Source organism: Williamsia sp. Y712, assembly GCF_059445525.1.
Genome location: NZ_JCAIUN010000003.1, coordinates 793,225 through 806,603 on the forward strand (window position 1 = coordinate 793,225; position 13,379 = coordinate 806,603).

The 13,379-nt window shown below is 63.7% G+C and carries 14 protein-coding genes; 3 read left to right on the forward strand and 11 right to left on the reverse strand.

The annotated features are described in order from the left end of the window. Window positions 1-16 precede the first annotated feature (16 nt). The 6 genes from AC1D75_RS22945 to AC1D75_RS22970 are packed head-to-tail and all read right to left on the reverse strand — an operon-like array spanning window position 17 to window position 4,157. On the reverse strand, window positions 17-634 hold the full coding sequence (locus tag AC1D75_RS22945) for a twin-arginine translocation pathway signal (protein WP_495517610.1): 618 nt from the start codon (window positions 632-634) through the stop codon (window positions 17-19). Next, window positions 631-1,401, reverse strand: a complete 771-nt coding sequence (locus AC1D75_RS22950; RefSeq protein ID WP_495517611.1) for an Rv1363c family protein — start codon at window positions 1,399-1,401, stop codon at window positions 631-633. Before AC1D75_RS22950 ends, AC1D75_RS22945 begins: the two co-directional genes overlap by 4 nt. A gap of 49 nt (window positions 1,402-1,450) precedes the next feature. Continuing rightward, a complete protein-coding gene (locus AC1D75_RS22955) occupies window positions 1,451-1,930 on the reverse strand; it encodes a hypothetical protein (RefSeq protein WP_495517612.1) in 480 nt (159 codons plus the stop codon). Next, a complete protein-coding gene (locus tag AC1D75_RS22960; protein ID WP_495517613.1) occupies window positions 1,927-2,577 on the reverse strand; it encodes a TetR/AcrR family transcriptional regulator in 651 nt (216 codons plus the stop codon). Before AC1D75_RS22960 ends, AC1D75_RS22955 begins: the two co-directional genes overlap by 4 nt. 45 nt (window positions 2,578-2,622) lie before the next feature. Further along, entirely contained in the window at window positions 2,623-2,853 is a 231-nt protein-coding gene (locus AC1D75_RS22965) for a ferredoxin (protein ID WP_495517614.1), read from the reverse strand. Then, complete coding sequence (locus AC1D75_RS22970) at window positions 2,850-4,157, reverse strand: NADH-ubiquinone oxidoreductase-F iron-sulfur binding region domain-containing protein (RefSeq protein ID WP_495517695.1); 1,308 nt, start codon at window positions 4,155-4,157, stop codon at window positions 2,850-2,852. The genes AC1D75_RS22965 and AC1D75_RS22970 overlap by 4 nt, the downstream gene beginning before the upstream one ends. Window positions 4,158-4,250: 93 nt before the next feature. Between AC1D75_RS22970 and AC1D75_RS22975 the strand changes: the two genes are divergently transcribed. After that, complete coding sequence (locus tag AC1D75_RS22975; protein WP_495517615.1) at window positions 4,251-4,724, forward strand: hypothetical protein; 474 nt, start codon at window positions 4,251-4,253, stop codon at window positions 4,722-4,724. Window positions 4,725-4,741: 17 nt separating this feature from the next. Here the strand turns inward: AC1D75_RS22975 and AC1D75_RS22980 are convergent, their stop codons facing one another. From AC1D75_RS22980 to AC1D75_RS23000, 5 genes are read right to left on the reverse strand one after another with little or no spacing between them, the layout of a single operon-like run. Beyond that, window positions 4,742-5,602, reverse strand: a complete 861-nt coding sequence (locus tag AC1D75_RS22980) for an alpha/beta fold hydrolase (protein ID WP_495517616.1) — start codon at window positions 5,600-5,602, stop codon at window positions 4,742-4,744. 32 nt (window positions 5,603-5,634) lie between these two features. Then, the gene (locus AC1D75_RS22985) at window positions 5,635-6,042 is read right to left on the reverse strand and encodes a Rieske (2Fe-2S) protein (protein ID WP_495517617.1); all 408 of its coding nucleotides are present in this window, start codon (window positions 6,040-6,042) and stop codon (window positions 5,635-5,637) included. 1 nt (window position 6,043) lies between these two features. After that, window positions 6,044-7,189 (reverse strand): amidohydrolase family protein, encoded by a 1,146-nt coding sequence (locus AC1D75_RS22990; RefSeq protein WP_495517618.1) that lies wholly within the window; start codon window positions 7,187-7,189, stop codon window positions 6,044-6,046. 10 nt (window positions 7,190-7,199) lie between these two features. Next, entirely contained in the window at window positions 7,200-8,300 is a 1,101-nt protein-coding gene (locus AC1D75_RS22995) for an amidohydrolase family protein (RefSeq protein ID WP_495517619.1), read from the reverse strand. Further along, window positions 8,297-9,667: a cytochrome P450 gene (locus AC1D75_RS23000; protein ID WP_495517620.1), complete on the reverse strand. Its 1,371-nt coding sequence runs from the start codon at window positions 9,665-9,667 to the stop codon at window positions 8,297-8,299. Before AC1D75_RS23000 ends, AC1D75_RS22995 begins: the two co-directional genes overlap by 4 nt. 364 nt (window positions 9,668-10,031) lie before the next feature. Here AC1D75_RS23000 and AC1D75_RS23005 point away from each other — a divergent pair, with 364 nt between their 5' ends. Then, window positions 10,032-11,579 carry an AMP-binding protein gene (locus AC1D75_RS23005; protein ID WP_495517621.1) on the forward strand — a complete coding sequence of 516 codons (1,548 nt, stop codon included), beginning with the start codon at window positions 10,032-10,034 and terminating at the stop codon, window positions 11,577-11,579. Between the two features lie 109 nt (window positions 11,580-11,688). Further along, entirely contained in the window at window positions 11,689-13,299 is a 1,611-nt protein-coding gene (locus AC1D75_RS23010) for an FAD-dependent oxidoreductase (RefSeq protein WP_495517696.1), read from the forward strand. Window positions 13,300-13,379 lie beyond the last annotated feature (80 nt).

Sequence of the window (13,379 nt, forward strand, 5' to 3'; positions counted from 1 at the left end):
GCGCCGGGAGTGGATCTCAGACCGGATCGAAAGCCGAGATCTTCCAGGCACCATCCACTTTGGTCAGTGCGACCTGGACACTACTGGCAGTCAGGGCCGGATCGGGTTTGTCGGTGCTGGTGGTCGTCTGGTTGATGAACACCAGGACCGTTGCCGAGTTCTCGTCGATGTCCGACACCGCGGACCGGACGACCTCAGCCTGGGTATCGACTGAATTCTCCTGGGCGGCCGGTGCGACGACCTTTTCGGTGAATTCGGTGTAGTACGTCAGGAACTCGCCGGTGAGATGGGTTTTGGCGGCGGCCAGATCATCGTTGAGTGTGTCCGGCGAATACGACAACAGTGCCACGGTGGCGGAATCCGCCGCCGTGATCGCTGATTCCTTTGCACCGGAATCGGATTGCCTGTCCGGGGCGTACAGGAAGAAGTAAGTGAGGGCGACGGTGACCAGAGATGCGGCCACCAGTAAGGCAAGTGCCACAGTACTGAATCTCGGCCTGGACCCGGTTCCCCGCCGAAATCGAAGCCGAGACCTCGAGCGTCGCCCTGCCTTGGGATTGTCCGACTCGTCGACGTCGGCCTCCGCCGCGTCGTGCTCCTTTGTGAGGGTCACCGCTTCGCTGGATTCGCTCATGGCACGAACTCGACTTTCGACATCTTCAGTTCTCCATCAACTCTGGTCACGGTGACGCTGAGCCGCCAGGCCCGGGATTCTTCCTTGGCGCCGGCGGCGTTGGTGACCTCCGAGGTGGCCGCCACCAGCACAACTGCCGAATCGTCCGTCATCGACTCGACCGCGGAGGCGTTGACCTGCCCCTTGGTGGTGACCTGCGACTGCTGGACCACACTGGTGAAATCATCGGCTCGACTTTGGAATTCGGTGAGGAACGCCCCTGTCGAGTTGTCGAGTACCCGCTGGACATCGGCCTGTGCCTGATTGAAGTCCAGTGACGTGAGCGTGACCACGCCTTGCCGCGCCGCCGCGTCGAACTCGGCTTCGAGTTCCTGGGTCTTCGCCACATCGCGGTGTTGCCAGGCCAGATACCCGCTCACCCCGAGCGTCGCGACGATCACCACGGCAGCAACCAGTATCGCTGTCAACCGTTTGCTCGGGCGCCGGAGCCGGAGCCGCGATCGCAGTGAGCGGGATGGTTCCTGCACACCGTCGTCCTCGGCGGGCGCGGTCGAGTCTTCTGGCTCGACATCATCTGACTGAACAGCTTCCGGCTCAACGTCATCCACGGCAGGTGTGGTCTTGATGTCTGTGGGTTCCGCCTCGGATTGTCGTCGCAGTCGGGCAGCTCGCGCGCGGGCGCGGGCCGCCACCGCGCTGGCTTCGGCAGCTTCGGCGAGCGCTTCGGCTTCCAGCACAGCCAGGTCGGTGGTGTCGGCTTTGGTCATCGCGCCTCGGCTTTTCGTTGGTGAACGGCTTGATCGGGTCGACGGGTGGTCAGGCGGCCGATTGTCCGGCGTTGCTGTGGAACACCTCGGTGTAATCGACTGTGTCGGCGGGAAGTGCAGCCGCAGTGAGTGCGTGCGATTTGAAAGCTTGCGCGGCGAAGCTCAGTTGGTGGACGACGGAGTCGGTGGCGGTGTCGGAATCGAGCGGCCAGGAATCACCCCAGAACGTGACCTCCACATTGCCGTCGGCGAGAGCTCTCACCACGCCCCCGTGAACTCGATCATCGCTTCGGAACAGGTCCGCGGCAATGGCAAGAGCCTGTGGATGGCGGCCGAGTCCTTTGGTGGCCAGCGCGTTTTCGAGGTCGGCGACGTCTGCTCCGAGAATCTTCACCGGCCGGGTGTCGCAGCTGTCGGTGAGTATCACGGTGACGTCCCAGCCGGCCATCACCCGGTCGTACACGAGCCCTCCCGCGTGCTGCACCACGTCGGTGACACTGCGGGCAACCACATTGAGCTGATATCTCATCGGACTGACTCCTGGCTGCCGGATCTGGTCTGCAGAATGGGTAGGACGGTGTCGACCGCTCGGGAAAGCTGTTCTCGGACATCTGAGTCCGGGGTGGCGGCCCAGTATCCGAAGCCGCAGGTCAACGCGCCGATCAGGGCGGCAGCGCGGGTGTCCCACACGATCGGATCTGTGCTCTCGGCGCCGACCCCGGCCGCGGTACGCAGGATGTCGGCCAGAGGCGGGACCATCCGCTGGGTGGTCAGGTACAGAAAGCGCGACATCTCGCGTTCGGTGGTGGCCAGGTGCAGGAGTTCGCGATTCTCTTCGTCTGCATCGACTGTTGCCCCGCAGGCGGCGTCGAGGATCGCCTCACGCAACGGCATTCGTTCCAGATTGGCAACGAAGTACGTCATGAGGTCTTCTGAGCGCAGTGCGACGGTCTCGGCGAAGAGTTGGCCTTTGCTTCCGTAGTGCCGGTACAGGCTACGTGGCGATACACCGGCGAGGGCCGCGATCGCGCCCATGGTTGTTGCCTCATATCCGTGGATGCGGAAGGCATCCAGAGCCGCGTCAACGATTGCGCGCCGGGTTTTTTCGGCACGTTCCTCGGTGGTTCGGGGCTGGTATCGGGGCAGGTCCGCACTGCCTTGTGTGGCGGAGGTCACATGGCATAGTGTGCCATTGGCAGACTGTGCCACACAAGGGGCAATTCACTTCCCGGGTCTCTCTGGCCCGACTGCGCTGGTCTCTGACATCTCGATGATCGCGTGCGCGGGGCAGTCCATGAGCGCCCGCATGACCTGATCACGGTCGGCGGGCGGGACCTCACCGTTTCCGATGAGGGAGGCGTAGCCCCAGTCGTCGAGCGAAAAGTATTCGGGCGCATGCCGTGCGCAGGTGCCGAACCCGTCGCACATCGTACGGTCGAGTCGTATCCTCACAGCTCGTCTCCGTTCTCCGCCGCAAACGGTCGCAGGGTGCGGTAGAGCGAGGCATCGCAGGTGACGCATCGCCGCGATCGGTGATCGGCCACCGCGTTCGGAAATAGTGCCAGCAGCGTGCCTGCCACGTTGGTGGCCGCATCCAGCGTCGCGCAGGCACCGCGGCCGCGTAAGACGATCGACCATCGCCTCAGGCGTACGACGTCGTCTTCGGTTGCAACACCATCGCGCAGTGCGTCGAGTACAGCCGACATGGCCGCGGTGCCGTTGAAACACGACCCGCACTGGCCGGCGTTCTCACGATCGAAATAGCTCATCACAGACGCCGCAACAGCCACCGGACACTCGTCGGTGAGCAGCGAGATGGCGCCGCATCCGAGTCCGCCACCGAGCGTGCGGATGCTGTCGTGATCGAGGTGGCCGGCCAGGACGTCGCGATTGAGCAGGCCACCGAAGTAGCCGCCCATGAGCACTCCGCGGACCCGGCGAGGTGCCACGCCGTGCAGTGCCAGCAGGTCGGTGACAGGCAGTCCGTGTGGAATCTCGTACAGGACAGCCGGTTTACCCGCACCGGTGACCGTGGCCAGAAATGTGCCGGGGGAGGTGGCGGTCCCGATGGTCCGGAACGCCGTACCGCCCTTGTGCGCGATATACGGAACGTGTGCGAGCGTCTCGACGTTACTGACCAGCGTCGGCATTTGGCCCACGCCCTGTTGGTAGGGCCGTGGCGGTTTGTCGCTCGGCTTGGCAGGTCCACCGTTGATCGCGCGAATCGCAGCAGTCTCTTCGCCGCTGACGTATCCGGGTTCGACCACGAGCACCGAGAGTTCGAGGTCGCCCAGCAGATCGACGGCGTCGGTCAGCGCCCGCTCCATGGTGGCGGCCGCATCTGTGTCGGAGACGTAGACGTGACCCCGGTGAGCCCCGACGACGGCGGCCGCCAGCCGGAGGCCGTCGAGGATCAGGTGGGGACGATGCCGCATCAACCAGCGGTCCTTGACCGAAGCAGGTTCACCCTCTTCGCCATTGGCGACGACGATGGCCGCGCCGGCCCGCAGACCGTGATCGCGGACCGACCGCAGTTTGGTGCCCATCGGGAATCCGGCGCCGCCGCGGCCGCGCAGCCCGGACTCTTCCACCTCGCGCAGGACGGTGTCCGGATTCTCGACTGGCCGGTATCCACCACCTCGGCGGTAGCCGGTCAGATCCTCGATCTCGCCTGCGCGACGATCGGCGTGCAGGAGCCGCGGTGTGAGCCCGGGGGCAACCGCCACGTCGATGTGTGTCGGGCGGCCCGTCGGCATACTCGTGGGGGTGGTACTCATGACCCTCGATTCTCCTGGCCGCGTTGGGGTATCGGTCGACCATCACAGCAGTGCACGGTTAGGCTCACCCCCATGAGAACGGCAGTGCTGCGGATCAACGTCGATCCGGACGGTGTACTCACCGCCGGGCAGTTGACAGCCGGCATGGCGCAGCTCCGTTCCGGCGCGGCGCAACTGGGCGCCGAGCTGATCGACATCGACCTCGTTTCGGCCGCGGCCAAGCGGCGCGAGGTCGAACTCTTGATGTCCGGTGACGACCCTGATGTGCTGCATCGGCAAGGACTCGAGTTGTGTGAGCGGGTTTTCGAGGTGGTACCGCGTGCCGGTGTGGTGACCTTCATCAGCCGGGGAACCGATGACGATGCCCGCGGCGTGCTCGCCGGCTTCGGGCTGATCGCCGACATCGAGAGAACACCTGGACCCGATGGTTGGGATGTGGTGGTTGTCCACATCCAGGAGACCGATCTCGACCGGATTCCCGAGAGCCGCATTCACACCGCACTCGAGGCCTCCCTCAACTGCGAGGTCCACATTCGTCCGGTGTGAGCGCACCACAATGCGGCTCATGAGTCCGCCAGGAACTTCAGGATCGCGGGAGCGGCCTGGACCCAGGTGTCGAACATGTTGAATCCCTTGGACCTACCGGACGCGCGGTCTTCCATCGCACGTTCCCAGGCATCCTCCGGCCACGGTGGATCGATCAGGACGGCGCCTTTGATCAGGCAGCTGACCTCCAACGACGTGCGCTTGGGATGATCGAGATCGTTCTCCCCACCGCGGATGATGAGGGTGGGAACCGTGATGCGATCGAACAATTCGTCTTCGACTCCGGGGATCGTCTGACCCGGTTTCGGGACATAGCTGCCGAGCCACCGCAGGGACAGTTTCACGAACTCGTCCGGGTCGAGGTCCAGCAATCGCTGCTTGTTGGCCGGGTTCTCATCGATCCGTTCCCGCCATTCGCGGAGCCGTAGCAGCCCCTCGGCACCGAGTCCCCGGACGGCCTGCAGGCTCGGAAGTACATAGTGTGCACCCAGATTGAACGTTCCATAGATACCGCCGACGATATTCCAGAGCACCAGTTTGCTCACCAGTTCCGGGTAGAGAATGGTCAGCACCATCGAGTCCCGGGCGCCACCGGATCCACCGGCGACGATGCACGGGCCGCGGCCGAGCCCGTTCAACAGTTTTGCGAGTGTCTCGGCACGCATGTGGGACTCGGACCGGCCGTAGAACTGGACATCGGAGGCACCGCAATTCGGACGATCCCACAGCAGGACCGAGTAGCCACCGTCGACGAGGGCCTGCGCCAGCGGACGTAGGCCCGGGATGTCTTTGCCGAATCTGCCGCCAGGGGTCAGGACGATGAGTTCGTCTGAGGTACCGAGGATTTCGTAGACGACGTTGCCGCCGTTGATCTCCATGATGCATGGACTGGGCAAAGTTGCTCCTGCGCTCATGCGGTGACGAGCACGTCGTCGCCGACAATCCGCACCGGGTAGGTGCGGATGCTCCACTCCGGCTTCACTGCGGTTGTCCCGGTGGACAATTCAAAGCCCCACTGATGCCAGGGGCAGTAGATGAACTCCATGTCGCGGACCATCACCGCATCGCCGGGCACACTGTCGTCGACGATGGTGCGGCCGCGGGCCCGCCCTGAACACAGCGGTCCACCTTCGTGTGGGCAGTAGTTGGCGATGGCGTAGAAGGTGCCGCCGACGTTGTAGACACCGACACCGTGCCGTCCGATCGGAACAATCTTCGACGAGCCCGGCGGGATCTCGGCCACGGTGGCGACCACATGTTCGCGTCCCTGCGCGAGCCGAGGCGGTGTGGCGTCGGCCGGTGTTGTCTCGTCTGCCATCTCAGAACACCCGGACCTGATCTTTGAGGGCCGGAACGTATTCGGGCAGGTGATACGTCTCGATGCCGTTGCGGTACATGACCGCGTCACGGGCATGCCGGGGGAGATGCTTGACCAGCCAGCGGGGGTCGTCGAACGTCCAGTGCGGATAGTCCGAGGAGAACAGCAGGATCTTGTCGGCCTCCATCCACTCGAAGGCCCGGGTCAGTTCGGTTTTGTCCTCCGGGTAGTCCAGCGGCTGGGTGGTGAACTTGATGTGTTCCTTCACGTACTCCGACGGCTTGCGGTTGATCGACACATACGATTTGCGGGCCTCGTAAATCGCGTCCATCCGCCACATCAGCGGCAGAATCCACGTGAACGCGTGTTCGACGAACACCACCCGCAGCGCCGGGAAGCGGTCGAAGACCCCGTCGAAGATCAGGCTCATGATCTGGTTCGCGGCCAGGAGCGAGTAGGTGACCATGAAGTCGTGGTTGTAGCTCGGGAACCCCACCGGCGGCATGGGCATCGTCTCGAACGATCCGCGGCCCAGATGGCAGCTGACCGGGAGGTCGTGTTTGACCGCGGTTGCCCACAGCGGGTCGTTGGCCGGGTTGCCCCAGGCCGGACGAGGTTCGGCCTTGATGAGGATCTGGGCCATGTACTCGTGCCCGGCCCACTTCTCGATCTCGCGGACGGCGGCCGCGGGATCGTCGATGCCGGCGCAGATCGACCCGCGCCAGCGCTGATGCCAGTTGTTGTGGGAGTCGAGCCAGTGGGCGGCCAACCAGCTGTTGACCCCGGTGGCGAGCGCGGCAGTCGTTTCGGGGAGCCGCGTGGCCTTGACGGTCGGTTCCAGGATCGCGATGTCCGAACCGGCGTCGATGATCAGCTGACGAAAGGCCAGTTCCGGGTCACTGCCGGGGAACTCGCCGTCCGCCGGGAACGAGTCGACCCGCATCGCATACGAGTGCGCGTAGTCGGGTGCGTCGTAGATGATCGTGTCCCCGACCTTGTGGCTGAGGAAGTACTCGCTGCGATAGGGCTCCGGGATGTGGTCGACCAGCTCGCCTCGTCGCGGAACCGGGTGGACGTCGGAGTCGACAACCCGGACCGGGATCATCTCGGTGTCGGGTGTGTGATCGTGAATCTTGGTGCTGGTCATGGCTTCTCCTTCACGCGGGCTCGGGTGCGGCCAGTGCGACCGAGACGTCGATGCGGTAGATCGAGGCGGCATTTCGCCAACAGAGCTTCTCGCGTTGTCCGACACTCAACGAGTGCGGCAACGCATCCAATGAGTTGTGGTGCCAGTGGGGATAGCTCGAGCCGAACATCACCATGTCGTCTTTTCCGGTGAAGCCGAACCACTCTCCGGCGAAGTCGGTATCACCGGGACCGTCGATGCTGCTCTGCACGAAGTAGACGTGGTCGGGTAGATAGTCGCTGGGCATGCGCGGTGCCCACGGTGTCTGCTCGAGATGCGGGCGGCCGAACGTGTCCATCCGCCAGATGAACGGAGTGAGCAGGTCGGCGCCGCCATCGGCCCACACGAACTTCAGTCCCGGGAACCGCTCGAAGACACCCTCGGCGATCATGTTCATCAGGTGATAGATGTAGTTCAGATCCATGAAACCCAGGTATTGCTCGTATGTCCGGGCATGACCTGAAGGGGTCGGGGGGAAAGCGATGCTCTCCCCGGTCTCGATGTGAACTGCCACTGGGAGATTCGCGTCCGCTGCGGCCTCCCAGATCGGCCAGAACTGGGGTTTTCCATACAGCTCGCGCGACTGGAGTGGGATACCGAGCTGGACCACGCGTGGATGGTCTTTCCATCGGTCGATTTCACGAAGGGCCCCGGTGACATCCTCGGGATTGATCCGGATGGTTCCCCGGAAGCGATCGCCGAATTCGGCCGATTCCAGCCAGCGCGACACCATCATCTGGTTGTGGGCGGCCAGCACCGCGCTGGTCAGGTGGCGGTCGGGGAGGATGCCGCGGGTCATCGGGTGCAGGATGGCCACGTCGACGCCGTGGTCGACGAACAGATGCTGCGCGACGAGTTCGGGATCTGAGCCCGGATAGCCGCGCCCCGGACCCCGAGTGCCGGGCGCATACTCACCACCCGGTGCGCCGTACCAATCCATCTCGGCGTCGGGGATGCCGCGACTCTTGAAAGGTTCTCGCAGGAAGCTGCGCATGTCTTTGTTCGACGTGAAGAAGATGTGCACGCTGGTGTCTATGACGGGTGTGGTGGTGCCGTCGGGGTGTGTCTTCATCGGCTGTCCTGCTCGCGTCGGACGGTGATCGGTGCGGCGAGTTCCTGTTCGGCGCAGAGCTTTTGAAGCTTTCTGAGAGTCTCGTCGAGACCCGGGCCCAGCTTGGGGCCGGGCGTGAACGTGGCGGGAAGGTGGCGCATGCCCTGGATGACACCGATGGTGTCGTAATGGACCGCTGCGCCGGGGTCGCACCTGTAGTCGGGCATGCGGTCGAGTACCGCGAGAAGCATCGATTTGAACACCGTCCGTGCGACGTTTGATCCGATGCAGCGATGAATTCCGAGACCGAAGCTGTAGTGCCGGTTGGCGCCGCGGTCGAGTTGGATGGTGTTGGGTTCCGGGAAGAGGTCGGGGTCGCGGTTTGCCATCGCCCACGAAAGCCACAGCCGCTCACCCTCTTTGAGGTCGGCTCCGGCGACGGTGCAGTCACTCGAGATGGTCCGGCCATCGCCGGGGGCGGGGGTGAAGTAGCGCAGGAATTCCTCGGTCGCCGGATTCAAGAGATCATCACGGTCGTCGCTGAGGCGGGTCCGTTCGTCCGGATTCTCCGAGAGCCATTCGAGGGCATGTGCGGTGAGCGCCGTGGTGGTGTCGAAGCCGCCGCCGATGATGAGACCGAGCATGCCGAGCACTTCGAGGTCCGGTGCCGGCTGCCCGTCGATCCGCATGTCGACCAGTGCCTGGATCAATCCGGGCCGTGGGTTCTCACGGATCTCGGCCACATTGGACATCAGGTCCAGGCCCATCTCCTGATACAGCTCGTACACCCGGACCGCTTCGGGCGAGTTGACCGGCGTGTACACCGAGGCATGCACCGGTTCGCAATAGATCGACCACTTGTCCAACGGGACGCCGAGCATCGCCAGTGTGAGGACCGCCGGCACCACGTTGGCCAGGTCGTCCACGAAATCGATTGTCCCGCTTTCGATCTTCTCGTCGATGCTGGCGTCGACCACTTCTTTGATGAAGGGTTCCCACCGCTTCACCGCCGCGGGTGACAGGTAAGGGTTGAGGACCTGGCGGTAGTGATGGTGCTCGGGTTCGTCCATTTCGAGCATGCCGCCCCGCGCGATCAGCTCGTGCTCGGGTGTGGGAATGCTGATTCCCCTGTACCCCTTGCGAATTCCGTTGATGTCGTTGTCGTTCGACACGTAAGAGGAGCGCGCGAGCTCGAAGACCTCGCTGTTGCCTGCCGCCACCCAGTGTCCGTTGTAGGTCTCGGTCCAGGCCAGTGGGCACTTCTGATGCATCTCGGAGGTGATCGACTCGAACTGGAGTCGGTACTCGGGCGTATGGCGATCGAAGTGCAGACCGTTCCGCGTTGACGCGTCTCCGGTGGATTGGTCAGTCGATTGTTCGGTGCTCACGCGAGGTGTCCTTCCTTTGCGTCACTGAAACCCGTCCCCTTCGCCGATTCGATCTATTCGTAGAACACCGGTTGGTACGTCTCGGTAGCTTTTATCGACGGGCCTGCGGCCGAAGCCATCCCGGTATCCGAAATGTTATTTCATTCCGGAAGAATGATCTTGTGGTTTGCGAGAATGCTACTCTACGAGCGATTCTGCAACAAGGTTTCTGGTCATCCGCGACCGGCCGAGCAGGGGTGATCGAATCCGGCGGAAACCGTTGATTATCGACCGATATTGGCACATCTGTACTGAATTCTCATGAGTTGGTGGGCGGTCGGTTTTCGCCACGCGATAGGTCTCGAACAAGGAGTGAGTGTCGACGATGCGGGAGATCCCAGGTGATGTGCGCGCTCGCTATGTTGCGGAAGGTTGGTGGAGCGGGGAGTCGATCGGGCAGATGCTGGACTCCGGCCTGGCCGGAACCCGAGACCTTTCGTTCACCGTGCATTCCGAGTCGAGGCCGTGGTCCGGGACCTTCGCCGACGTCGAGCTGATCGCCCGCAGGCTTGCCACCGGGCTTCGCACGCGCGGCATCAAGCCGGGTGACGCGGTGGCGTTTCAGCTGCCGAACTGGATGGAGGCTGCCGCCACGTTCTGGGCATCGAGCCTGCTCGGCGCGGTGGTCGTGCCGATCGTCCACATATACGGACGCCGCGAGGTCGAATACATTCTGGCGGTCGCCCAGCCTGCGGTCTTCATCACCGCGGAGCGATTCGGCCGGTTGGTCTATGAGCCGGACGTCGCGGCCGACGTGCCCATCGTCGGCGTGGTCGGACGTGACTTCGACGATCTCCTTGGCGACGAGCCGATGATCGGCGCGGTCCCGGTTGATCCCGATGGCCCCGCGCTCATCGCGTTCACGTCTGGTACGACCAGCGCGCCCAAAGGGGTGGTCCACAGTCATCAGACCCTCGGCTGTGAGACACGGCAGCTGGCGGCGCAGAACGCCCAGGACACCGGCGCTGCGCTGACGGCGACACCGGTGGGCCACTTCATCGGAATGGTCGGTGCGCTTCTCATCCCCGTGCTCAATCGCAAGCCGGTCAACCTCATGGACGTCTGGGACCCGGGTCGGGCCCTGGCCTTGATGCAGCGCGACGGTCTGTCCGTGGGTGGTGGGCCGCCGTACTTCGTGAGCAGCCTGCTCGATCATCCCGACTTCACCACAGAACATCTCGCACACGTTCGGTTCGTGGGTCTCGGTGGCGCTTCGGTATCTCCGGCGTTGATGCGAAGGCTCGCTGACCTGGGAATAGTCGCGTTTCGCGCGTACGGGAGCACTGAACATCCGTCGATCACCGGCTCACCGTTCGACGCTCCGCAGCGATTCCGACTGCTGACAGACGGACGTCCCATGCCGGGTGTCGAGGTCCGGTTGGACGACGATGGCGAGATCCTCAGCCGAGGTCCGGACCTGTTCGTGGGGTACACCGACGACGCGTTGACCGCAGCGGCTTTCAACAGTGAGGGGTGGTACCGGACGGGGGATGTCGGCGTGATCGACGCCGACGGGTGCCTGACCATCACGGACCGAAAAGCCGACATCATCATTCGTGGTGGTGAGAACATCAGTGCCCTCGAGCTCGAAGAAGTGCTCCTGCGGATGCCCGCGGTGGCTGAGGCTGCAGTGGTCGCCGTCGCTGATCCGCGGCTCGGTGAGCACGCCGCCGCAGTCGTCCGGGTTCGTGACGGATATGAAATCCCGACGCTCGAGAATATGCGCTCTCATTTCGAAAGTTGTGGGATTGTCAGGCACAAATGGCCTGAACAAATCGCCGCATTGAGTGACTTTCCGAGGACCCCGAGCGGAAAAGTGCAAAAGCATTTGATACGACGACAGAATCTATTTGAATCGCAGCAAACGCACTGATTCCGGCGACGATATTGGCGCGGCTGTCGCCAACTGATTGAAAGGACATCTCGTGTCAGACATCTACGATCGTCACCCTGTCGGTGAGCGCACCGTCGGCGTGGAAGACGTGTCATATGACCGCGAGGTCGACGTACTCGTCCTGGGAACCGGTGCCGCCGGGATGACGGCTGCGTTGTCCGCCGCAGATGCCGGCGCCTCGGTGGCGATCTACGACAAGGCGGCGACCGTCGGTGGCACGAGTGCGGTCTCGGGCGGGATCGCCTGGATCCCCGCGCATCACCGCAGCCCCGACGGCGAGCTGACCATCGACGATGCCCTGAGTTACCTGCGGGCGCAGTCGCTGGACTCGATGGAAGACGACCTCGTCGAGGAGTTCGTCCGAACCGGTGAGGCGACGATCGACTTCGTAGAGGCGCACAGTGCGCTCCGCTTCGAGATCGCAGACGGGTTCCCGGACTACAAGCCGGAGTTGCCCGGAGGCAGGCCTTCGGGCGGGCGATCACTGAGTCCGATCCCCTTTGATCTCAATCGCTTGGGGGAGTGGAAGAATCGGATCACCACCTTTCCCGCCGATTGGAGCAACGTCGGCTTTGATGCCGAGACGAGAGCAAGACTCAATGCGGCGGTGGATGTTTCGGATTCATCGACCATCTGTGTGGCCGGTGCCGCGCTGATCGGGGGCTTGCTCCGGGGTTTGCTCGACGCCGGGGTCGTACCCGAGACCGGTACCCGCGCACATCGGCTCATCACCGAATCCGGTCGCGTGGTCGGAGCGCAGATGAATAAGGGAGACAGGGGGTTTGCGGTCAGGGCCCGACAGGGAGTCGTCCTTGCAACCGGTGGTTTCGAGTGGGATCCGACGTTGGTGAAGTCCTATCTGCGCGGCCCGATGCATGGTCCGGTGTCGCCGCCGAATGGGACCGGCGACGGGCTCCGGATGGCGATGGCGCTCGGTGCCGACCTGGGGAACATGAGTGAGGCGTGGTGGGTGCCGATCGTGCGGATCCCGGGCGATCTGATCGAGGGCAGACCGCGCAGCCGAAGCGTTCGGCTGGAACGCACTCGTCCGCGCAGCATCATGGTCAACCGCGCCGGTAAGCGTTTTGTCAACGAGGCGTCAGAATACAATTCGATGGCCGGAGCCTTTCACTATTTGGACCCCAAGGGCGGCTACGTCAACGATCCCGGTTGGATAGTGTTCGACGCTTTGCATTTCAAGCGATTCGGCTTTTTGGGAGTCGATCCGAAAGACGCGGTTCCAGAATGGTTTTCAGAATCTCGGGATTTGCGTGAACTCGCAACCAAGGTGGGAATCGATGCCGACGGCCTGACCACAACGGTGGCGGAGTGGAATCGGAATGTCGCGGCCGAGGTGGATCCGGACTTCGGCCGTGGCGCGAGCGCCTACGACGGATGGTGGGGTGACGAGAGTGCGCCGACCGTCGCGGGCCGCACCCTCGGACCCCTGGACACCGGCCCCTTCTACGCCGTGCCGGTGACGGTTGGCGCCATGGGAACCAAAGGTGGCCCGCGGACTGATCGCGACGCGCGCGTCCTGCATGTCGACGGTGGGGTGATCGACGGACTCTTTGCTGTCGGCAACGCCATGGCGGGCGTGACCGGACGCGCGTACGGCGGCGCGGGCGGCACGATAGGCCCCGGCATGGTCTGGGGGCTTCGTGCAGGTCACAGGGCGGCAACCGGCGCATCCTTGTAGGCAGGCCGTGCCGGATTCGCCGGGTTCTGATCGAGTCGTACGCGGCGCGGCGACCGGTGTGTTGATAATCTCGCACCGAG